The sequence below is a fragment of the Desulfonatronum zhilinae genome, from assembly GCF_900182865.1.
GTDB lineage: Bacteria > Desulfobacterota > Desulfovibrionia > Desulfovibrionales > Desulfonatronaceae > Desulfonatronum > Desulfonatronum lacustre.
In genome coordinates this window covers 475,568-498,505 of the sequence record NZ_FXUJ01000001.1, presented here as the reverse complement: position 1 = coordinate 498,505, position 22,938 = coordinate 475,568, and the positions used below count along the sequence as shown (strand labels likewise).

General features: G+C 58.2%; 19 protein-coding genes and 1 tRNA gene. 11 read left to right on the top strand and 9 right to left on the bottom strand.

Annotated features, from left to right (window positions below; translation table 11 throughout):
* The first annotated feature begins 36 nt into the window (after positions 1–36).
* Positions 37–840, top strand: coding sequence for a formate dehydrogenase accessory sulfurtransferase FdhD (gene fdhD / locus AC559A_RS02235; protein WP_498816003.1), 804 nt, complete (start codon positions 37–39; stop codon positions 838–840).
* A 21-nt stretch (positions 841–861) separates the two neighbouring features.
* On the opposite strand, the gene AC559A_RS02230 is transcribed toward fdhD, so the two are convergent.
* The 9 genes from AC559A_RS02230 to lysS form a co-directional block, all read right to left on the bottom strand.
* Complete coding sequence (locus tag AC559A_RS02230; RefSeq protein ID WP_498816001.1) at positions 862–1,704, bottom strand: LpxI family protein; 843 nt, start codon at positions 1,702–1,704, stop codon at positions 862–864.
* Positions 1,705–1,827: 123 nt separating this feature from the next.
* A complete protein-coding gene (gene lpxA / locus AC559A_RS02225; RefSeq protein WP_498815999.1) occupies positions 1,828–2,649 on the bottom strand; it encodes an acyl-ACP--UDP-N-acetylglucosamine O-acyltransferase in 822 nt (273 codons plus the stop codon).
* Positions 2,649–3,116: a 3-hydroxyacyl-ACP dehydratase FabZ gene (fabZ, locus tag AC559A_RS02220; RefSeq protein ID WP_028573178.1), complete on the bottom strand. Its 468-nt coding sequence runs from the start codon at positions 3,114–3,116 to the stop codon at positions 2,649–2,651. The genes lpxA and fabZ overlap by 1 nt, the downstream gene beginning before the upstream one ends.
* A complete protein-coding gene (lpxD, locus tag AC559A_RS02215; protein ID WP_498815997.1) occupies positions 3,113–4,150 on the bottom strand; it encodes a UDP-3-O-(3-hydroxymyristoyl)glucosamine N-acyltransferase in 1,038 nt (345 codons plus the stop codon). The genes fabZ and lpxD overlap by 4 nt, the downstream gene beginning before the upstream one ends.
* Positions 4,151–4,155: 5 nt before the next feature.
* Positions 4,156–4,686, bottom strand: a complete 531-nt coding sequence (locus AC559A_RS02210; protein WP_028573176.1) for an OmpH/Skp family outer membrane protein — start codon at positions 4,684–4,686, stop codon at positions 4,156–4,158.
* A gap of 240 nt (positions 4,687–4,926) precedes the next feature.
* On the bottom strand, positions 4,927–7,644 hold the full coding sequence (gene bamA, locus AC559A_RS02205) for an outer membrane protein assembly factor BamA (protein ID WP_498815995.1): 2,718 nt from the start codon (positions 7,642–7,644) through the stop codon (positions 4,927–4,929).
* A 168-nt stretch (positions 7,645–7,812) separates the two neighbouring features.
* Positions 7,813–8,496, bottom strand: coding sequence for an ABC transporter ATP-binding protein (locus AC559A_RS02200; protein ID WP_498815993.1), 684 nt, complete (start codon positions 8,494–8,496; stop codon positions 7,813–7,815).
* Positions 8,489–9,718, bottom strand: a complete 1,230-nt coding sequence (locus AC559A_RS02195) for a lipoprotein-releasing ABC transporter permease subunit (RefSeq protein WP_498815991.1) — start codon at positions 9,716–9,718, stop codon at positions 8,489–8,491. Before AC559A_RS02195 ends, AC559A_RS02200 begins: the two co-directional genes overlap by 8 nt.
* Entirely contained in the window at positions 9,715–11,226 is a 1,512-nt protein-coding gene (gene lysS / locus AC559A_RS02190) for a lysine--tRNA ligase (protein ID WP_498816061.1), read from the bottom strand. The genes AC559A_RS02195 and lysS overlap by 4 nt, the downstream gene beginning before the upstream one ends.
* Positions 11,227–11,721: 495 nt before the next feature.
* Here lysS and upp point away from each other — a divergent pair, with 495 nt between their 5' ends.
* The 10 genes from upp to AC559A_RS02140 all read left to right on the top strand — a co-directional run bounded on the left by upp (position 11,722) and on the right by AC559A_RS02140 (position 22,936).
* The gene (gene upp / locus AC559A_RS02185; RefSeq protein WP_028573172.1) at positions 11,722–12,348 is read left to right on the top strand and encodes a uracil phosphoribosyltransferase; all 627 of its coding nucleotides are present in this window, start codon (positions 11,722–11,724) and stop codon (positions 12,346–12,348) included.
* 16 nt (positions 12,349–12,364) lie between these two features.
* Positions 12,365–13,621, top strand: a complete 1,257-nt coding sequence (locus AC559A_RS02180) for a uracil-xanthine permease family protein (protein WP_498815989.1) — start codon at positions 12,365–12,367, stop codon at positions 13,619–13,621.
* 118 nt (positions 13,622–13,739) lie between these two features.
* Entirely contained in the window at positions 13,740–14,441 is a 702-nt protein-coding gene (locus AC559A_RS02175) for a molecular chaperone TorD family protein (RefSeq protein ID WP_498815987.1), read from the top strand.
* Positions 14,438–17,572: an ATP-binding cassette domain-containing protein gene (locus tag AC559A_RS02170; protein WP_498815985.1), complete on the top strand. Its 3,135-nt coding sequence runs from the start codon at positions 14,438–14,440 to the stop codon at positions 17,570–17,572. The genes AC559A_RS02175 and AC559A_RS02170 overlap by 4 nt, the downstream gene beginning before the upstream one ends.
* 34 nt (positions 17,573–17,606) lie before the next feature.
* On the top strand, positions 17,607–18,446 hold the full coding sequence (locus AC559A_RS02165; protein WP_498815983.1) for a hypothetical protein: 840 nt from the start codon (positions 17,607–17,609) through the stop codon (positions 18,444–18,446).
* Positions 18,447–18,693: 247 nt separating this feature from the next.
* Positions 18,694–18,769, top strand: a tRNA-Asn gene (locus AC559A_RS02160).
* A 588-nt stretch (positions 18,770–19,357) separates the two neighbouring features.
* Positions 19,358–20,839, top strand: a complete 1,482-nt coding sequence (locus AC559A_RS02155) for a type I restriction-modification system subunit M (protein WP_498815981.1) — start codon at positions 19,358–19,360, stop codon at positions 20,837–20,839.
* Positions 20,840–20,993: 154 nt separating this feature from the next.
* Positions 20,994–21,380 carry a type II toxin-antitoxin system RelE/ParE family toxin gene (locus AC559A_RS02150; protein WP_498815979.1) on the top strand — a complete coding sequence of 129 codons (387 nt, stop codon included), beginning with the start codon at positions 20,994–20,996 and terminating at the stop codon, positions 21,378–21,380.
* Positions 21,364–21,681, top strand: coding sequence for a helix-turn-helix domain-containing protein (locus AC559A_RS02145; protein ID WP_498815977.1), 318 nt, complete (start codon positions 21,364–21,366; stop codon positions 21,679–21,681). Before AC559A_RS02150 ends, AC559A_RS02145 begins: the two co-directional genes overlap by 17 nt.
* Positions 21,682–21,748: 67 nt before the next feature.
* Positions 21,749–22,936 (top strand): restriction endonuclease subunit S, encoded by a 1,188-nt coding sequence (locus AC559A_RS02140; RefSeq protein WP_498815975.1) that lies wholly within the window; start codon positions 21,749–21,751, stop codon positions 22,934–22,936.
* Positions 22,937–22,938 lie beyond the last annotated feature (2 nt).

The following is a 22,938-nucleotide window of genomic DNA, read 5'->3' as shown; positions in this document are numbered from 1 at the left end:
CTGGAAAATTTTTGAATACAGGAGATACGCCTCGTCATGCACGCCCAACCTTTGGATATCGCCGTTTCCACGCTGATCATCGCCCGCGACGGGCAGAAGGCGACTCAGGAACAGGTTCTTGTTGAGCAACCCGTGGAAGTCGCCCTGAATGAGCGGGTCATTGGGACGGCCATGGTTCTGGCCCGTGACCTGGACGTGTTCGGGGCCGGATTTCTTTTCGGACAAGGATATGTGACCACGCCCGACGACATCGTGGAGGTCGTGCTCTGCGAGCAGGGCCGGGTCACGGTGTACGCGCGGACAAATGAAAGAGACGGAGAGCGGGGGGAAGATCGGGAAGCGGAGCCGGAGACCATCATCACCTCCGGTTGCGGCGGAACCGGGCGAATCAGCCGCAGGATGCTGGAGGAGGACTTTTCGCCGGCGGCGGAGAGCCGGATCGATCTGACCCAGGTCGGCGAGTTGATTCGCGGGACCTTGAACGCTTCCACCTTGCAGCAGGACACCCACTGCGTGCATGCCTGCGGCTACTGGGCCGAGGGACGTTTTCTGGGATGTTTCGAGGATGTCGGGCGACACAATGCCGTGGACAAGGTCATCGGGGCGATCCTGCTGCGGCGTTTTCCCACGGGCGGAGCCGTGTACACCACCGGGCGGCTGACCTCGGACATGGTCTTGAAATGCGCCCGGATCGGCATACCCATCGTGCTTTCCCGCACCGCCCCGTCTTCCTTGGGGCTGGACATCGCCAGACGGGCCGATCTGACGCTCGTCGGATACGCCCGTCCGGGACGGCTGAACATCTTCAACGCGCCCCGGCGCATCATCACCGAGCCGTAAAGCGACGCCCGGTCGTCGGTCTCATCCCGCCAGGCCGACGATGCTGATCCCGTGGGACTCCGCCAAGCTGAGGCTTTCCGGAAGATCCAGAAACAGGCTGCGGCCGGCTTCCACGGCCAGGCAGGACGCTTGGGCCTGGATCATGGTCCGGATAGTTTGCGGACCGATGGCCGGGAGATCCAGTCGCGGGTCCTGGATCGGCTTGAAAACTTTGATCACCACGCATCCCGGCCCGACCAACTCGCCGGCCCGCAGAATCGTGGCGTCGGTGCCCTCCAGGGCCTCCACGGCAACGGCGCTGCGCTTACGAACCACCACGCACTGCCCCACGTCCAAGGAGCCCATTTGCCGGGCCAGGGGCCATCCGAAATCAATGTCCGCCCGCTCTTCCGGCGTGGGTTTGCGTCGGGTCAGCTCGCCTTCCGGGGTTTTCAGATGGGGCAAGAAGTCCTGGGCCGCGACCACGGCCATGCCTTCGCTCTCCAATTCCTGGGTGATGGCCCGCAACAGCACGTCGTCCTGCGTGTTCCGAACCTTCCAGAGCAATTTGGCCGCTCGCCAGTCCGGTCGAAAATCCACGGCCCGGGCCTTGTGCACCTTGCCGGCCATGACGATCCGCCCGACGCCTTGCTGCTTGCAAAAGGCGATCAGCTTGCCCAACTGTCCCAGGTGCAGCCATTGCCACGCATCCATATCCCGGGGCAGGTCCGCTTCGGTCTCTCCGCCAAACCCCACTCCCACCACGCGCAACCCCATGGCCCGCGCCCCGTCCAGCACCAACCGCGGCAGACGGCCACCTCCGGCAATAATCGCCAGAGTCCCGGAACGTGCGTCCACCGTGCCCGATTGGCCAAGAAAATCCATCGTCGCCTACCCCGCCTCCAGATCTTTCCAGGCAAATCAGAATTCAGAATTCAGACTCCTTACTCCTGACTCCTGAATTCTGAACATCCCGTGTTTTCTGAATCCTGTCTGCAACATTCCGCCTCAATACACCGGAATGTCCTGCCCGTTGACCGCGAGCTGGTTGTCCGCGGAAACGCCCCGGGTCGTGCCCTGAAGGAATTCAAGGAGAAAAGCGACTTCAGAGGATTCCGGGCAGATCTGCCGGACTTCTTCGATGGCGTCCTGGCGCTTCTTTCCGGAACGCCAGATGATCTTGTAGGCCTTTTCGATGTTGGCCACGGCCTCGGACGAAAACCCCTGGCGTTTCAAACCGATGACGTTGGGACCGTACAGTTTGGCCGGAGTGCCCGTGGCGATCATGTAGGGAGGGATGTCCAAACTGATCCCGGCCTTGCCGCCGATGAAGGCGTAGGCCCCGACCCGGGCGAACTGATGCACGGCGCACAACCCGCCGAGCACGGCCTTGGTGCCGACGTGGACGTGTCCGCCCAGAGTGGCCGCGTTGGCCATGATGACCTTGTCCTCCACCACGCAGTCGTGGGCCACGTGGGCATAGGCCATCAGCAGGCAGTCAGAGCCGAGGCGTGTCACCCCTTCGCCGCCCACTGTGCCTCGGTGCAGCGTGGAGTATTCCCGGATCAGATTGCGGTCGCCGATTTCCAGCAGGGTCGGTTCGCCTTTGTACTTCACATGCTGGGGATCGCCGCCGATGAAGGCGAAGGAATGCACGTGGTTGTCCGCTCCGAGACGGGTATGGGCGTGGATGCGGACATGGGCATCGACCTTGGTCCGGTCACCGATGACCACGTCCGCGTCGATGACGCACATCGGTCCGATCCGGACGTCCTGACCCAATTGCGCGCCCGGATCAACAACGGCGGTGGGATGAATCTGGGTACCCATCACGCCTGCTCCCGATCCACGAACGCGCCGCTGAGCGTCGCCTCGGCCACCACCTGTCCATTGACTTGGGCCGTTCCTGCCATTTTCCAGACGTTCATCTTGTTTCTTACATGACTCATGTTCAACTCCAGTTGGTCTCCGGGCACCACTTGCCGACGGAACTTGACCCGCTCCAACCCGGTGAACAGAAAAAGTTTGTTATGCAGCTCTTCCTTCGGCTTGCTCACCATGAGCAATAATCCGGCGGTCTGGGCCAGGGCCTCGATGATCAGCACTCCGGGCATCAGGGGATAGCCGGGAAAATGTCCCTGAAAAAAGGGCTCGTTGAACGTAACGTTCTTGATCGCCCGAATGGAGGTCTTGGGCTCGAATTCCAGAACCCGGTCCACCAGCAAAAGCGGGTAACGATGGGGCAACAGATCCATGATCCCCCGGATATCGATACGCGAAGGGTCGGTACTGCTCATGATTCTTCCTTGGAATGGTTCGTTTTCAAAGTTTCGAGTTCTTTTTCCAGCGCGGCCAAACGCTTGGCCATGTCCGGCAGGCGGTTCCAGGTAGCGGCGACTCGGAGGAACTTCCTGGCTTCCACCGCCGGAGAGCCGAGATAATCTTGGCCTCCGGCAAGGGACCGGTTCACCCCGGATTGGGCCCCGACCCGGCAGCCGTCGCCCAGGTGCAGATGGTCGGCGATACCAACCTGGCCGGCCAGGGTAACCCGCTCGCCCAGCCTGGAACTCCCGGCGATGCCCACCTGGGAAACCAGGATGCAATGGGGCCCGACCTCCACGTTATGTCCGATCTGCACGAGGTTGTCGATTTTCGTCCCAGCGCCGATTCGGGTGGTCCCCAAGGTGGCCCGGTCGATGCTGGTATTTGCCCCGATTTCCACATGATTCTCGACCACGAGGTTGCCGATCTGGGGTACCTTTTCCAAACCTCGGGGGCCGGGAGTGTAGCCGAAGCCGTCACTGCCCAACACGGCCCCAGGGTGAATGATCACGTCGTCGCCCACCACCGTCCCGGACATGAGCACCGCGTTGGGGTAGATAGTCACCCGATCGCCGATCCGGCAGTCCTCGCCCACGTACACGCCGCTGAACAGCCGAGAATCCTTTCCGATTTCCGCGCCCTGCCCCACGAAGACGAAAGGATACACGGTCGCCGAGGAATCCACACGGGCCTCCGGATGGATCCAGGCCGCCTCGTCGTGACCGGAAAATCGCCCTTGTGGGACGGCATACAGACGCAGAGCCCGAGTGAAATCCAGGTAAGGATTGGCGCTGATCAAGGCCGAGCCGACCTCCGAGGCAAACTCGGCCGGGACGATCACCGCCCCGGCCTTGGTCATTCGGAGTTGGGACAAATGCTTCGGTCCGGCAAGAAAGCTCAGTTCGTCGGCCCCCGCGCTTTCCAAGCCGGCCAGCCCGTGAATGGCCAAGTCCGGCCCCTGCATGGACAGTTCCAACAGCCCGGCCAGTTCGGAGAGCGTATGGGCCATGACCGTTACCTGGCCTGCCAAGCCTTGTTCAATTCTTCTTTCAGGGCGTCAGTGATGACCACGGCGTCGTCGGCATACACCAAGCCGGAGGCGTTGCCGTCGATGATCATGGTAAAATTGTTTTGCCTGCCGTACGTGTCGATGACATTGATCAGCAGTTCCAGGATCGGCTCACTCAGACGATCCTCCTCAGTCTTCATCTTCACCTGAAACGCCTGAAACTGGTCTTGAAAGTCACGCACCTTCCGGCGGTACTCCAGTTCCTTGTCTTGCTGGGCTTCCTGGCTGAGGACCATGCTTTGACGCTGCAGCTCGTCGCGCAACTTGGTGATGGTCTCGTTCTGCGCGTCCAATTCACCCTTCATGGATTCAAATCGGGTGCGCAGTTCGTTCATGGCCTGCTGGCCGGGAATCGACTCCGCGATGATAGCCTGCATGTCCAGGATGCCGACCTTGACCTGGGCCCAGGCCGGAGTGGCCGCTCCGACCGCCAGAAACAGCGCCGCGACGAGCAACGCACGAAAACAAAAACGCATACTGACTCCTTGGATTGTTGTCTGATTAGTTGGGTGACGCAAAAAACTATTCCTGATCGTAACTACTCAGCTCATCCGAGTAAAAACGGCCTGGATACCCGCCTTCGCGGGTATGACTGACTCGGAGATGGCATTGGAAAACACGTCATTCCCGCGAAGGCGGGAATCCAGGTCATGCTTGCCGCAAGTTTTTGAAAGTTACCTTTTTCCAGTTAATCAAGCTGAATACTTACCCTTATCCTAAAAAATCTGGCCAATGGTAAATTCTATTCCACTTTGGCGATCACCTTCGAGGCGATCAAGCCCATAGCCGTATTCCAGACGCAGCGGTCCCAGAGGCGAGTACCAGCGGATACCGGTGCCGACGCTTTTATAAAGCTTGGACCCGAAGGATTCTCCGTCGTCCCAGACGTTGCCCGCATCGAAAAAGACCAAGCCCACCAAGCCCATTTCCTGGTTTAGGGGGAACAGGTACTCGAAGTTGGTGAAAAACTGTTGCGTCCCACCGATTCGATCCCTGGTCTCCGGATCGCGCGGCGAAATTTCCATCCCCGGATAGCCGCGAACGCTGTCGATGCCGCCAAGATAGAACCGCTCGAAAACCGGGGCCTCATTTCCGTCGTTGTCGAACAGGAAGCCCACCTGCCCTCGCCAGTGGAAGACCGTGTCCCAGAAAAGCGGGTAGTAGAAGTGGGTATCGTAAGTGGATTTGATGAAATGGTCGTCGCCCTGCAAAATACCGCCGGAATACTGGACCGACAGCGTGTTCACCGTGCCGCGGGACGGATTGAATATCCTGTTGGTGGTGTCCCGGCTGACTGCGGCATAGGTGGAACTGGCCCATTTGGTGCCTTCGGCGTCCCGGATGCGCTGGGCCGCGTTCTCCTTGATGTTGAAAATGGTGTACCGCTCCAGGCGATAGTTCCAGTACAACCTGGTGTACTCGCCAAGGGGATAGGACAGGCGAAATCGACCGCCCACTGCCTTCCGGTCGTAATCCTTGAAATCCCGCGTCCAGTAATAAATGTCCGAGCCCACGCCCAAAAGCGTATCCCGCCAGGCCGGGTTGGTCAGGCTGATGTCGTACATCGTGCTGCGTCCGCTGAACGTGCCTCTGAGGGACAGATTGTAGGCCCTGCCGAACAGGTTGCGCTCCTGGATCTGGCCGGACACAAAGACCTTGTCCAGGCTGGAATAGCCGATCCCGGCGCTGAGCATTCCGGTGGGCTTTTCCTTGACCGTGACCTTCAGGTCCAATTCGCTGGGATCAGGAGTGGCCAGGGTTTCAATGTCCACCATTTCAAAAAAGTCCATCCGGACGAGGCGTTCATTGGAACGGGCCAATTTGGCGCCGCTGAACAAATCCCCGTCCCCGAGGCGCATTTCCCGGCGGATGACGTTGTCACGTGTTTTCGTATTGCCCTCGATGAGCACGCGACGAATGTAGACCAAAGAGCCCTTGTCCAGGACGTAAATCACGTTGACCAGCAGTTCGTCCCGCTGAATGTCCAACTGAGCGTCGCTTTGGGCAAAGGCGTATCCGTACTCAGTATAGTGGTCGGCCAAGGTCTGCAGGTCCTGACGCAGGACGGATCGGTCGAAGTACGTGCCTCGTGCTTGAAGATCGTCCAGGGAGATCAGCTTCAGAAGTTCTTCTTCAGGGTCCAGAAGATCGCCGCGGAAGCCGATGGTTCCGATTTTGTATCTGGGGCCTTCTTCCACCTTGAAGGTGATGCGGATGCCCTCTTCCAGGTATTCCACTTCAGGTTGGCCGACCCGTGCGTCCAGAAAACCGCGGTTGGCATAGTAGGCTTCCAGGGCCGCGGCGTCACGTTCCAGCAGTTCTTCCCGCAAAATCCCCGTACCGGTCATCCAGGAAAAAAGCCCCCGCTCACCGAGCACCAACTCCTTGCGCAACTCGCGCTGGCTCAGGGACTGGGCCCCCTCGATGACGATATCGCGGATAAACAACCGGTTGCCTTCATCAACGGTGATGTTCAGTCTGGCCTGACGGGGATCGGTCTGTTCCAGATTGTAGTCCACCTGGGCCAGATAGTACCCCTTTTGCCGGTACAATTCCCTGATCTTGCCCAGGTCGTCGGACAATATCCTGGGATTGATGATGCTTCCCGTGCGGGTGGTGATGGCCTTGAGAATGTCCCCTTCCTTGATTTCCTTGGCCCCGACCACGCTGATGGCCTGGATTCGAGGACGCTCGGTGACTTCGAAGGTCAGGATCTTGCCGCTGGGGCCGTCCTCCACCCGGATGGTGATGTCGTCGAAAAAGCCCAATTCAAAAAGACGCCGGATATCCTCGTTGACAATCTGAGGGTCATAAATATCCCCCTTCTGGCTGCGAATGCGCAGCAGGACCACGTCCGATCCCAGGGTTTGATTTCCTTCCACCAGGATCTCGGCGATGGTCTCCACCTGGCGCAACTCGCGGGTGACCAACTCGGCCAGCTCTTCCACCGCGGGCAGCAGGTTGATCAACCCGTCCCGGACCACGAAAAACGATTTGGCCGGTTTCAGACCAAAGGCCTCCACCAGCCGCACATCCAAGCTGATGTTCTCGCCGATCTGGCTAAAACTCCCGTAGATGGCGTGCGCGGAAGCGGAAAGCAACGCCATGTCCCGGGCCGCGGACAGGTCCAACTCGATTAATTCCTGGTCGCGCAACAGTTGCGTGGTCTGGTCTCCGGGGTGGACCTCGAAGCCGTTGGCCCGCAGCCTTTCCCGCAGCAGCTCCGGAAGGCCCTCATGGAGATGGTCGAGATCCGGCGCGGCGTTGATTTCGAAGGGCAGGACGATCAGCTTCATGGCGGAACCGGTCTGGGCTGTGGCCTGAAGTGGCGCGATGAGCCAAAACACGGAAAACAAGGCCATGGCGAAGAGAATGCCGCCGATCGGTCTCAGGCGGTTCGACTTGAGCGAAAACGGACGGAATTTTGGGGTCATAAAGTGCCTCGCAGCAACGCCAGGGTTACCAGTCCGTTGAAAAACTCCCCGCGTGGCCGCAAAAAGTTCAAACTCTCACGTATGGACGAATACGCTTCGACCTTGAACATTTTTTGCTCCTTGGACTTGGAGTTTTTGAACAAACTGTCGGGTAAGGATTTCAAACGGTTACAAGGAAAACAGTTCGCCGCCACGCAACTCGTATCGATGCCGCATGGCTTGAGCCAGATCTTGATTGTGGGTCACGACGACCAAACTCGTTCCCAGGGTTTGATTCAATTCCAAAAGGACGCGTTTCACGCTCTCTCCGGCTTCCTCGTCCAGATTTCCGGTGGGTTCGTCCGCGAGGATCAGCCTGGGTTTGAGCAGCAAAGCCCGGGCAATGGCCACCCGTTGGCGCTCGCCGCCGGAAAGGGTGGTCACCCGATGCCTGCCGCGGTCCGCCAGGCCGACCATGTCCAACATCGTGGCGGCCTCACGCCGGGACCAGGCATGGGATCGCCCGGCGATCAGACCGGGCATGGCCACGTTTTCCAACGTGGAGAACTCCGGCAATAAGTGATGAAACTGGAACACGAAGCCGACGCTCTCGTTGCGCAGTCGATCCTTTTCAGCCCGCGTCAACGTGGTCGTGTCCCGACCGGCAAAAAAAACCGAGCCGGATGTGGGCTGGTCCAGGGTACCCAGGATGTGCAACAAGGTGGATTTCCCCGATCCGGACGCACCGAGCACGGCCGCAGTTTCTCCGGACCGCAGGGTGAAGTCCACGTGCTTGAGGATGGCCAACCGCTCCGCCGTGCTGTGCACCTCCTTGCCGAGTCCCCGCACGTCAAGCAACAACGCGTCACTCATACCGCAGAGCCTCGGCGGGTTGCAACCGGGACGCCTGGCGGGCCGGGTAGAGCGTGGCCAGAAAACACATCCCCATGGCCGCCACGGCGATGATGGTCATGTCCGTCCATTGGAGCTGCACCGGCAGGTGGTCCAGATAATAGACGTCCATGGGCAGCTGAATGAACTGATAGCGCTGGAGCAGATAGCAGAGCAGCAAACCGATGGCGAAGCCCAGGCTTGTGCCCACGGCTCCGATGATCGTGCCCAGGAGGATGAAAATCCGGGCGATCCGTTTCGGCCCCGCGCCCATGGAGGCCATGATGGCGATATCCCTGGTCTTCTCCATGACCAGCATCACCAACGTGGTGATGATACTGAAGGAGCCGACCAGGACGATCATCACCAAAATCACGAACATGGCCGCTTTTTCCAACTTGAGCGCGGCAAAGAGGTTTTGGTTCATCTGCATCCACGTCCGGACTTGCAAGGGAAAGCCACCCAAAGATATTTCCAGTTGCTGGGCGACACGCGGCGCGGCGTCCACGTCGCGCAACCGGACTTCCAGGCCGGTGACCAGATCGCCGCGAAACCCCAGCACGGACTGGGCCGCTGGAATGGTCACGTAAGCCAGGGATGAGTCGTACTCGAACATCCCGGTGCGAAACACCCCCCGGACCACGAAGGTTTCCACGCTGGGGGCAAAACCGGCCGCGGAACGCTGCCCCGCGGGCGAAAGCAGGTTCACCTCGGAACCTACCCGCAACCCGAGCCTCCCGGCCAATTCTGACCCCACGAAAATTCCCCGTCCAGCGGGATCATCCACCAAATCCTGGACATCGCCCATGATTAAGTCACGGGACAGGGTGATCACGCCGCGAGCGGCAGCGGGGTCGATCCCGCGCAGGACCACGCCCTTGACGCCCATACTCGTGCTCAGCATCACTTCCGAAAAGACGAAAGGCATCGCCCCGACCACCCCGGGCACGGACTCGGCGCGCTCGGTCAGATGGTCATAATCCCGGATCACGCCTTCCAGGCTGGTGACCACGATATGGGCGTTCACCCCGAGAATTTTGTCGCGCAGCTCGTTGCTGAAACCGTTCATCACCCCCAGAACCACGATCAAAGCCGCCACCCCCAGGGCCACGCCAAGCACGGAAACCCAGGAAATAACGGAGATGAAGGCGTGATTGCCTCGGGTCAGGAGATAGCGCAGGGCGATGAAGCGCTCGAATCTCATGGGTTCGGGCCGACCTCCGGACGCAGCAACGGAAACAGGATGACTTCGCGGATCGAGGGGCTGTCCGTGAGCAGCATCACCAATCGGTCGATGCCCACGCCCTCGCCCGCGGCCGGAGGCATGCCGTACTCCAGGGCGCGGACATAGTCGTCGTCCATGAAGTGGGCTTCCTCGTCTCCGGCCTCCTTCTCCTTGACCTGCTCCTCGAAGCGGCCGCGCTGGTCCATGGGGTCGTTCAATTCGGAAAAGGCATTGGCCATTTCCCTGCCGGCGATGAACAGCTCGAACCGGTCCGTGACCTGGGGATCGTCCTCGTTGCGCCGGGAGAGAGGAGAAATATCCGTGGGATAGTGATAGATGAAATGGGGCTGGATCAGCTTGGGTTCCACCAGCAGATCGAACAGCTTGGCCTGGAGTTTGCCCAGCTTTTCATTCACATGGGCCTTTTCCCCCAGCTTGAGCACCAAGCTTCTGGCCTGGTCGTACTCCATGTACTGCTCCGGCCGCAGCCCGCCCAAGGTCTCCAGGGAGTCGAAAAAGGTCAGCCGCTGCCAGGAGCCGCCCAGGTTGATCATCTCGCCCTGATACGGAACCACCTCGTTTCCCGTGACGGTACGGGCCAAATCCGCGAACATCCGTTCGGTCAGGTCCATCAAATCCCGGTAGTCGGCATAGGCCTGGTAGAACTCCAGCATGGTGAATTCCGGGTTGTGCTGGGTGGAAATGCCCTCGTTGCGGAAATTCCGGTTGATCTCGTAGACCCGTTCGAATCCGCCCACCAGCAGCCGCTTCAGGTACAGCTCCGGAGCGATGCGCAGATAGAGCTTCATGTCCAGGGCCTTATGATGGGTCGTGAAGGGTCGGGCCGTGGCGCCGCCGGGGATGGGCTGCATCATCGGCGTCTCGACTTCCATGAAGCCCTCGTTGTCCAGGTAGGAACGCAGAAAGCGCACGATCTGGGTCCGGCGTTGAAAAATCTCCCGGGTCCGGGGGTTGACCATCAGGTCCACGTAGCGTTGACGATAGCGGACTTCCACGTCCTTCAAGCCATGATACTTCTCGGGCAAAGGACGCAGAGCCTTGCTGACCAGGTCCACGCTTTCGGCCTTGATAGTCAGCTCGCCGGTCTTGGTCCGGAACAAACCGCCCTTCACGCCGACGATGTCCCCGATGTCGAATTTCTTGAACAGTGTGTATTTTTCCGTGCCGACTGTATCACGTTGGACAAAGACCTGCATCTGGTCCGTGGCGTCCTGAAGGTGCAGAAAAGCGGCCTTTCCGAAGGAGCGCTGGCTCATTACCCGTCCGGCCACGGCGAACGTCTCTTCCAAGGCCTCCAAGGCCGTCTCGTCATGGTCTTGGTACGCGGCCTTGATCCGCGCCAGTTCGGTGTTCTTTCGAAAATCGTTGGGATACAGGGCCACTCCGGACGCCTGAAGCTGGGTGAATTTCTCCAGCCGCTGTTTTTGGAGCTGGCTCAAGTTTTGGTTCTGCTCGGTAGTCAAAATCGTTCCTCAGTTGTTCATGGCCGCCGACCATGATGGGGTGATTCGGGAAAAGCGGGCGAGGTGACTGATGACGTAGACGGCATGACAAGAGAAGCTCTGTTCATGAAGGCGGAAATCCTGCGCCGGAATGAGGCCATCCACGGAGTGCGACGAGTCGTCGCGAGTTCGCGATTATTTGGTCCGCGATCAGCCGAAACGACAACGTGATTGCGTATGCCAAGTCCGCCGATTCGTCAAGAAATCGACGACGCGGGCCGAACGCGCCGCGATGTTCAGCTTGACCGGGGTTTTCAATACGGTTTAGGAATCGGAGATTTTCGCGTCCATCCAGTTCTTGTCGGCAGTCCGTTCAAAAACCCCAAGTGCAAGGAGCGAGAAAAGTTTAAGGTTGAAGCGTAGTTAGTAATACGCGAGAGTTTGAACTTTTTGCAGCGACGCGGCAATTGGGAGTTTTTCAACGGACTGTTAAGCCCCATTAACGCCCAGGAGGTGTCAGTGTCCGTCCATGTGGTTCATCATCCGCTCGTGCAGCACAAGCTCGGGGTCATGCGCCAGCATGACGTCAGCACCAAGAACTTTCGGGAACTGGCCTCGGAACTGGCCAGACTGTTGACCTACGAGGCGACCAAGGATCTCGTCACCGAGACCAGGACCGTCAAGGGATGGTGCGGGCCCGTTCAAGTGCAGCGGATCAAGGGCAAAAAGATCACCGTGGTGCCCATTCTCCGGGCCGGTCTGGGCATGCTGGACGGCGTGCTGGACATGATCCCCGGGGCCAAGGTCAGCGTGATCGGCATTTACCGCAACGAGGAAACCCTGGAACCGGTCCGCTACTACGTCAAAACCGCCGGAAACATCGACCAACGGATGGCCCTGATCCTGGACCCGATGCTGGCCACCGGCGGGACCCTGCTGGCCACCATCGACCTGCTCAAGGAAGCCGGTTGTCGCCGGATCAAGGGCGTCTTCCTGGTGGCCGCGCCCGAAGGCCTGCGCCGGGTGGAAGCGGCCCATCCGGACGTGGAAATCTACTTGGCGGCAGTGGACGAACGCCTTGACGACCGAGGCTACATTCTGCCCGGGCTGGGAGATGCCGGGGACAAGATATTCGGTACTAAATAATATCGAGGGAGCCATCATGACGGAAAAAACAACTTCGACGATTTCCACGCCGGAATACAATTTTCGGCTCAAAGACAGCCTGCTTGGCCTGCAAATGCTGTTCATCGCCTTCGGCGCCCTGGTTCTGGTCCCGCTGCTCACCGGCCTGGATCCCAACGTGGCCCTGTTCACCGCCGGCGTCGGGACACTGCTGTTTCAGATCATCACCAAGGGCAAGGTCCCGGTGTTTCTGGCTTCCTCCTTCGCCTTCATTCCGGCCATCATGTTCGGCGTCCAGACCTGGGGCATTCCGGCCACCATGTCCGGCCTGGCCGCGGCCGGTCTCGTCTACGTGCTCCTGGGCCTGTTCATCAAGTGGCAGGGGCCGGGCATCCTGATGCGCGTCCTGCCGCCCATCGTCTATGCTCCGGTGATCATGGTCATCGGGCTGATTCTGGCTCCGGTGGCCGTGAACATGGCTCTGGGCAAGACCGGGGACGGGTCCATCCAACTGATCAGCGAAGGCTTGGCATTGTTCATCGCTCTGGCCTCCCTGACCACCACCATCCTGGTCACTCTGCTGGGCAAGGGCGTCTTCCGCCTGGTGCCGATCATGTTCGGCATCCTGGTGGGATACGTGCTCTGTCTGCTGTACGGCCTGGTCGATTTCACCCCGGTCCGGGAGGCCCCCTGGCTGGCCCTGCCCAACTTCGTCCTTCCGGAATGGAACTGGCAGGCCATCCTGTTCATCGTCCCCATCGCCATTGCCCCGGCCATCGAGCACTTCGGGGACATCCTGGCCGTGAGCAGCCTGACCGGTAAAAACTACGTCAAGGATCCGGGCATTCACCGGACCATGTTCGGCGATGGTCTGGCCACCACGGTAGCCGCCTGCCTGGGCGGGCCGCCCAACACCACCTATTCCGAGGTCACCGGCGGCGTGGCCCTGACCAAGGCCTTCAACCCGGCAATCATGACCTGGGCGGCCATCGCGGCCATCGTCCTGGCCTTCGTGGGCAAGCTCGGCGCGTTGCTGCAGACCATCCCGGTCCCGGTCATGGGCGGCATCCTGGTCCTGCTGTTCGGCGCGATCATGGTGGTCGGCCTGAACACCCTGGTCCGGGCCAAGGAAGACCTGATGGAGCCCCGCAACCTGATCATCATCTCCGTGATCGTGGTCTTCGGCATGGGCGGCATGGCCTTCCAGACCGGCGAGTTCGTGCTCAAGGGCATTGGCCTGGCTGCCATCGCGGGCATTATCTTGAACCTGATTCTGCCGGATCGGAAGATTTAGGTTTGGGGTTGGTTCACGTTTCAGCGACGGGACCACCGTACCGTACATCTTTTAACCGTTGAACCGTGAACCGTGAACCGTGAACCGTTGAACCCAGGAACCCTACGGGAGAACGTCCATGATGAGCGATGATGCCCGCCGCATTCTGCTGTGGGGGCTGGAGGCCGTGGCCTGGGTCTTCCGGGGAGCCGACGGAGGGCGCTGGTCCCAGGTCCGGACCGACTGCCTGCCCAAGTTGGCCGGGATTCTTCTTTTCCTGCAATCACGGGGACTGGTTGACGTCGACCTGCTCGATCTGGCCGAACAGGTCCACCTCCTTGCAGACGAGAATGCCTCGGCCATGACACCGGAAAACCTGGAGGCGGAATACGTCCGGCTGTTCGTGAACCACCGCGGCGGGACGAGCGTTCCTTTGTGCCAATCGTGTTATACAGGCGAAGGCCTGATGATGGGCGATCCAGCCGTGGCCATGCAGTCCCGGCTGGATCGGGCAGGCCTGAAGGTCGACATGACGCTGGGCATGCCCCCGGACCACATTGCCATTGAGTTGGTCTACCTGATGTCCCTTTTTCCGGAACACCTCCCACAGTCGGCTTTGACGCCGACGTTATCGCCCACTTCATCGGCGGATGATTCGCTTGGCGAATCACCCGCCGAATTCGCCAGCCAAGTGCTTTCGTCCTGGGTCGGCGAACTGCAAAAGCGGACGATCGAGGCCCAGGCCTCCCCTTTGTTTCACCTCGCGGTGTCTGTTCTTGTCGTTTTGAACGAATGCATCAAAGATGAAAACGCTCAAATCAAAAACCTGACCCGTGCATGACGGAAATACTGCTGAACGCCATTCTCAATCTTTTTGCACTTCAAGCATCGACACTTGCCGCAACCGAACGGCAAACCCTGCGTGAGGTCTTGGAGCGCTATCTGCGTGGCCACTTGAAGTTATGGAACGTGGTCGGGTATATTGAATTGTTTGACATGGCGCTCGAGTTGCAAGAGCACCTCAATATCGAAGAAAAAGTCACCCGGACCGAGGACATCGCCGGACAACTCGGCGTCAAGATGCCGCTTCGGGAACAGTACGTCTTTCTGCTGTACTGTCTCCAGCCCGTTGGCTGGCTCCCGACAGAAGAACCGGCACGGCGACTGACCGACGTCACCTGCGCGGCCATGGCTGTTGATCCCGCCCAGGTGGACGCCCTGCGTCGGTTGTACATCCATCCCTTTTCCCAACTCCCTGCGACGTCCGCCTATCTGGTCAAGGAAGACAAGCCGACGGATGTACTCCGCAACACCCACTTTGAACCAACCTGCGCTCGCATCGATCGCCCGGACTTTCACGGTGCGTTCATCGTCCTGCGCGTGAGCGATGTGAATCTTCTGCTGGTGGCCGCCGGTCCGGGCCCGGCAATCAGCCTGGATTCCGCTCCGTTGCACCCCGGCTGTCCCCAGCCGTTCAATCCGGGTGCCATCCTCTCCGATTCCCGCGGCAACCGCGTTTATTACGGCGAAGTGGATGCGGCCCTGCATTGCCGGGAGCATGGCAAGGCTGAGGACGCGAGGCTTTGGTTTCAGGCCCAGAACCTGGACTTCCGCTATCCCGGCAGCGACAACGGCCTGCACGATTTCAGCTTCGACCTGACCGGCGGCATGTTGGTCGGGGTAATGGGCGTGAGCGGTGCGGGCAAATCAACATTGCTGAACATCCTCAACGGTCAGGTTGCGCCGGATTCCGGTCGTCTGCTGGTCAACGGCGTGGATTTGCACCGCGAACCCGGGCGCCTGGAAGGCGTCATCGGTTACGTGCCCCAGGACGACCTGCTTTTTGACGAACTCAGCGTGTTTGACAACCTCTATTACAACGCCTCGCTGTGCATGGCCCACATCAGTGACGACGCGCGCAAAAAGCGGGTGGACACGCTGCTGGATGAACTCCAGCAGTTGAACATCCGTGACCTCAAGGTCGGTTCGCCGCTGCAAAAGACCATCAGCGGAGGCCAGCGCAAACGGCTGAACATCGCCCTGGAGCTGATTCGCGAACCCGCGATCCTTTTCGTGGATGAGCCCACCTCGGGCCTGTCCTCGTCGGACTCGGAAAATGTCATGGCCCTGCTCAAAGCCCAGGCAGCCAAAGGCCGATTGGTGATCGTGGTCATCCATCAGCCTTCCTCGCGCATCTTCAAGATGTTCGATCGCTTGTGGATCATGGATCAGGGCGGGCGGCCCATCTACGACGGCAATCCCCTGGACGCCATCGTGCATTTCCGCTCCCAGGTTTTTCAGGCCGGCATGGATGAATATGCCTGCCCCAGTTGCGGCAGCGTCAATCCGGAGCAGCTTTTTGAAATCATCGAGGCCAGGGCTGTTGGTTCGGACGGGCTCTATACCCGCGAACGGCTCGTTTCTCCGGAGCAGTGGCGCAGCCGCTTTCAAGCCAGCAAGATCCAGCAAACGTCAGGTCACAAGACAGCGCCCGACCCAGCGCCTGGCCCGGCGTCAGGCCCGGTGCCCGACTCGGCGCCCGACCCTGCCATGGTCACGGCCACGGATTTTCCGGAAATCGAACGTCGTTTGCAGCGGCCTTCGTGGTTCGGCCAGCTGCGGATTTTTTTCCTGCGCACGCTCAAGGGGCGCCTGGCCAACGGACAGTATCTGCTGGTCAACCTGCTGGAACCTCCTGTTCTGGCCTTGTTGGCCGCGCTCATTTCCCTGGGGGCCTGGGGCGCGGACTACTCGTTCATGGACAACCGGAACATTTCCACCTTTTTCTTCATCAGCGTGATTGTCGCCCTGTTCCTGGGCATGAGCGTCAGCGCCGAGGAAATCAACCGTGACCAGAAGATCCTCAAGCGCGAAAGTTTTCTGAACTTGAGCTGGTCAGGCTACATCACCGCGAAAACGCTCTACCTCATGGCCCTGGTCGCCCTGCAGATGGCCCTTTTCGTGATCGTGGGGAACACGGTGCTGGGCGTGCCGAATATGAACGTCCCCACCTGGATCGTGCTTTTCAGTTGCGCCGCGGCCTCCTGCCTGTTGGGGCTGAACATCTCGGCGGCCTTCAAGTCCGCCGTAACCATCTATATCCTCATCCCGCTGCTGCTGGTACCGCAAATGATGCTCGGCGGCGCGGTGATTCCCCTGGACGACCTGCTGCATCGTCAGGCCGGTCACCGGAACACGCCGTTGGTGGCGAACATGATGCCTTCGCGGTGGGGCTATGAGGCTCTGGTGGTGCATCAGTACCTGACCAACGAGTATACTTCCCGCTTTCTTCCCTGGAAATTGATTGAATCGCAATACAACTATCTGATCAATATCCATATCCCTGAAATGCGAGCTTTGGCCGATTATCCGCTCCTGGCCGAGAACACGGACAACCGGGCCGAAGTCGCGCGCCGACTTGCCGCTCTGGGGGATGAAATCCGCTATGTGGAAGAGCTGAGCGGCCTTCCCAGCCATATTGACCCGGCCCGGCTTGGCCCCGGGAACTACGGGCCGGAGATCAGAAACACGGTCAAAGCCTGGCTGGATCAGGCCGTGGCGGCCTTCCGTGCCAACCGCGCCGAGGCTTCGGCGCATCGCCGGGCGCAGGAGGACCGACTGCGTGAGGAACATGGCCGCGACGGTCTTGCGGCCATCCAACAGCGACATTTCAATCAGGAAATCGCTGATCTGGTGATGAACGTGAAGTCTTTGGAGTCTGTCCGGTTATCGGGGGAGCGGCTGGTCCAGGTGGCCTCGCCTATTGCCAAGGCCCCGGAGTCGGCTTGGGGGGCCGCGCATTTCTTCGCCGCCCACAAACACCTCGGCACCTGGACCGTCTCCACGTACGGCTTCAACATCGCCATGCTCTGGCTTATGGCCGGCGTCCTCTTTGCGGCGCTGTACGGCAAAATCCTGCCCCGGCTGTTCGCCGCCGGCAGATCAGTCATGCAGCCTTGGAAACAATCGTAATCCACACAACATCAACCTTATCAAGGGAGAAACCATGAAACATCCATTACTTGTACTGACCCTCGTTTGCCTGTTTGCAGCCCCCATGGCCCACGCGGCTGAAAAACAGGAAGAACTCCGCTCCGTTGCCAATCTGGTGATCGAGCGGATCAATGCCGGAGATATGACCGGGATGATGCAGCAGTTGGAACTCTACAAGGAGGCCGGCCTCTCCTACCAGCCCACGCTCACGTTGCCCCTGGTCGTCGACGAGATGAGCGACGAAGAACTGAACACCCTCCTGGGGATGCTCACTTTCGACGCCAACTATGCCATGGTCTTCGGCAAGTTGCAGGAATCCATGGAAACCAGGGCGTTTATCCGTGAAGAACTGATGCCGCGCATGCAGGCGTATGACAAGATGGATATCGCCCAGCCGGACCAAGCCATTGTCGAGTCATTGCTCCGCGATCCATATGACGCCGAGGCCCGCCGACAGCTCAACGAACACGTCTCGAACCAGATCAAACGCATTGTCGAGGCCGCGGCGAACGATCAGGAGTTGATGATCGTTATTGTGGAAAGCTTCTACGGTGCGCTTATCCAGGGTCTTTTCGTGGCTTCAACCCTGGCCCTGGACATGCCCGCCAATCCACAGCTCGTCGCATTATTCAATGAGCAACTGATCCGCCTGGAATTTTTCGATGAGCTTGTACATAATCTGCAGCACAGCGAACTCCGCTCCGTTTTCGGCCAGGAAGAACGATGCTCCATCGTGGACCCGCTCATTGCCCGGCTTGTCGCCGCCCAGGGAGCCCTTAGCCCCGAGCTCATCGGTGAAATCCACGGCATCACCGCCCAGGCCAGAGCCCGGTACGCCTATTTCGGCGAGTAGTCGTCCTTTCCGGGCTCCATTGCATGGACAAGCAGGCTATTACCATTATGGAAACCCCTTAACCATCTAGATTAGCTGACTTTGCCAGGCCCATTGTTTTGGTTATGCTAACATTCATGCATCAACGTTGAATGCGTATCATGCTGAATTCGCATGGGTTTAATCAGGAACAAATTATCCTGCTTTCTCCGCTTCAACCACTTGACGAGAGGGAGAGTCTTATATAGACACGTTTCCTTCAACGCATTCCCTGGTAGCTCAATCGGCAGAGCGGGTGGCTGTTAACCACTAGGTTGGCGGTTCAAATCCGTCCCGGGGAGCCAAGACAATCAAGGCCTCTAGAATTTCTAGAGGCCTTTTTTGTTGCAAATTCGTTCTCATCAAAAATCCAAATCGCCATCGATATCGATACCGCTCTGGTAGCGCGTGAGAACAAATCTGCCCTTCGTAATGGCAAACCTGCTTGCACGCCTTTGCGATGAATGATACGGAACTGTTCAGAATTTATGAGGTTAACCCCCTCCATGTCCAGAATGCTCCTGGTCCGGCAAGGTCATCAGCATCCAGGGTGCCGACACGATCACGGTGCAGGCAAAGACAAAGCAAATTTCGGGATGAGTTGAATGAGATCGGGCAGTAATGGCTGAGGTACACCACTCCCACAACCTGACTGAACCAAAAGGAGTCATCTCATGGGCGACACGAAAGGCAAGAAGGAAAAGGCCAAGGACAAGAAGCAGAAAGATGCCAAGAAGGAAAAGCAGAAAAAGGGGAAATAAAGCGCTGCCATGGTTTTTCGCGCTGCGCGAAATAATTGATCATTCACTAAGAACAGGCTTTGCCGAAGAGCAGGGCCTGTTTTTTTTGAGGACTGAAATGGGAACTGGCTGTTTTTTCTGTAGGGAAGGATCATGATCACCGGCGAACTCAAATCCAAGGTTGACCGCATCTGGGACACGATGTGGTCCGGCGGCATTTCCAACCCGCTTTCGGTCATCGAGCAGCTGACCTACCTGTTGTTCATCAAGCGCCTGGACGAACTGCATACGCTCCGGGAACGCAAGGCCGCCAGGATCGGCCAGCCCCTTGAAGACCCGATCTTCGCCCCGGATCAGGACAACCTGCGCTGGTCACGGTTCAAGGAAACCGCGCCGGAGATCATGTTCGCCACGGTGCGCGATCACGTCTTTCCCTTCATCAAGATCCTCGGGCACAATGGCGACGACCAGGCCGGGAACGGCAGCACCTACAGCCAGCACATGAAGGACGCCCTGTTCATGATGCCCACGCCCCGCGTCCTGGCCAACGTGGTGGATCAGCTCGACGGCATTGACATGGCGGACAGCGACACCAAGGGCGACCTGTACGAATACATGCTGGGCAAGATCGCCAGCGCCGGACAAAACGGCCAGTTCCGGACCCCGCGCCACATCATCAACCTGATGGTGGCCATGACCGCGCCCACACCCAGGGACATCATGTGCGACCCGGCCTGCGGCACCTGCGGTTTCCCCGTGGCCGTGGCGGAATACCTGCGTAAGCGCCACCCCGAAATTTTCAGCGACCCCAAACACCGGGAACACTTCAGCCACGGCCTGTTCCACGGCTTTGACTTCGACTCCACCATGCTGCGCATCGGCAGCATGAACATGCTCCTGCATGGGATTGAAAACCCGGACATCCGCTACAAGGACTCCCTGGCCCAGGCCGACGAGGACGACGCCGAACGGTACACCCTGATCCTGGCCAATCCGCCCTTTGCCGGAAGCCTGGACTACGAATCCACGGCCAAGGACCTTTTGCGGATCGTCAAGACCAAGAAAACCGAACTGCTCTTCCTGGCCCTGTTCCTGCGCCTGCTCCAGACCGGAGGCCGGGCCGCCGTCATCGTTCCGGACGGCGTGCTCTTCGGATCATCCAAGGCCCACAAAGCCCTGCGCAAAATCCTGGTGGAAGACCAGAAGCTGGACGGAATCATCTCCATGCCCTCGGGCGTCTTCAAACCCTACGCCGGAGTCTCCACGGCCATCGTCCTGTTCACCAAGACCAATTCCGGCGGCACGGACCACGTCTGGTTCTACGACATGCAGGCCGACGGCTTCTCCCTGGACGACAAACGCACCCCGCAACCCAGCAAAAACGACATCCCGGACATCCAGACCCGCTGGCGAAACCGTGATGCCGAGACAGACCGCAAGCGCACGGAAAAAAGCTTCCTCGTGCCCAAAGCCGAGATCGTGGGCAACGACTACGACCTGTCCATCAATCGGTACAAGGAAGTGGAGTACGAGGCCGTGGAGCATGAGCCGCCGAAGGTGATTTTGGAGAGGCTGGCGCGGTTGGAGGATGAGATTGCGGAGGGGCGGCGGGAGCTGGAGGGGATGCTGGGATGAAGAAGGAGATTTCAAAGAAACACAAAGGGCGAGGGGTAGGACAATGGGTAAAAGCTCCGCACTACACAGCGAATTGATCTTGATGAGCGTCATACCCGGTCTGAAACTTGATTTGTCACACTATGTGTTATACACAATGAGCCAAGAGTGACACATGGCCAGGGTATTCAAAAGCGCGTGGTTTGTCCGTTTCTCCCGCAAGGAAAAGATTGCGGACCATCAACTTCTGGATGTTGCTCACAGAGTGAAGGATGGGATGGCCGACGTTGAACTTGGGGGCGGGGTTTTCAAGCAAAGGCTGACACGGCCGGGGCGTGGAAAGTCCGGAGGGTTTCGCGTTATCATCCTGTTTCGTGCGGGCAAATCGATATTCTTTGTCTATTGCTTTGCTAAAAAGGACTTGGCAAACCTCCGCTCCAGCGAAGTGGAGATGTTCAAGAAAATGGCAAGTCACTTGTTTGCGCTCTCTGATGAACAGTTGGATGCATTGATTGCCAATGGACAATTCCAGGAGGTGCTGGAAAATGATGAAAAAATATAAATCCGAAGCGCTCGCGGCTATCCACGAGACCATGGAGGCTTTGCATGAAATCGGCGCCATTGACAAAAGTACAATGCGTCAATTCGACGAATCCTGCCTGACACCGGTTATGGAACTCAGCCCGGAAGAAATCAGAACACTGCGAGCACGCGAGCAGGCAACCCAGCAGGTTTTTGCAAGGTACCTCAATGTATCAAAAAATCTTGTCTCTGACTGGGAGCGCGGCGTCAAAAAACCAGGCGGCCCTGCCTTGCGCCTTTTGACCGTTGTTCACAAGAAAGGTCTCCAATCCATAGCCTGATCGAATACCTGCTCTTCGTAAGCAGTGTGCATTTGGAAGGGCAGCTGGAGTATGAAGGGGTGCTGGGATGAAGTGGGAAAAAGTAAGTCTTGGAGATGTTGTCACTTTTCGCGGCGGAGGCACTCCTCGAAAGGATGTTCAAGAGTTTTGGTCTAATGATATTCCTTGGGCAACAGTAAAAGATTTTAGAGGATTATCTTTGTCTTGTGCGCAGGATTCAATCAGCAGGAAAGGACTAGAATCAAGCTCGGCAAATCTGATTCCTGCTGGACACGTCATTATTCCAACACGTATGGCACTTGGTAAAGCTGCTATCAACACAATCGAAATTGCAATAAATCAAGATCTTCGTGCATTAATTCCAAAATTGCCTTTGGAACCTAAATATTTACTTCATTCGATACTAGGCCTTGCTGATGTAATTGTACAAAATGGATCAGGAGCTACTGTAAAAGGTATTACGCAAGAAAAACTTGCTAAACTTGAAATTCAACTTCCCCCAATCGCAGAACAAAAACGCATCGCAAAAATCCTCGACGCAGCAGAAACCTTGCGGGCCAAGCGCCGCGAGGCGCTTGCCCAGCTTGATACGTTTGTCCAGTCGACTTTTCTGGATATGTTTGGTGATCCGGTGACGAATCCGAAAAACTTTCCTGTCGAGCAATTGTCAGATTTTTACATTGATTCAAAAAACGGAACAAAATGTGGGCCATTCGGTAGTGCACTTAAAAAAGATGAAATTGTTGGTTCTGGCATTCCTGTTTGGAATATGGACAATATTGATTCATCAGGAAGAATGGTGATGCCCTTTCGGATGTGGATAACTGATAATAAATTCCGAGAACTTGAGGCATATGGTGTAACTGATGGGGATGTCCTCATTTCTCGTGCGGGGACTGTCGGGAAAATGTGTGTAGCGGCACATTTTAAAAGTTCAAAGAGTATTATCAGCACCAATTTGATTAGGGTCCGCTTCGGGCCAAACTTGCTTCCAATATTTTTCGTGTCTTTAATGACGTATTGCAAAGGACGTGTAGGGCGCTTGAAGACTGGGCCAGACGGAGCCTTTACACACATGAGTACTGGTGTTCTAGATAAACTAAAATTTCCATACCCTCCGCTCCCCCTCCAACACCACTTCGCCTCCATCGTTGAATCCATTGAGCGCCAAAAGGCCCGGCTCCGCGCGCATTTGGCCGAATTGGACACGCTCTTTGCCTCGTTGCAACATCGGGCCTTCAATGGGGAATTGTAGAC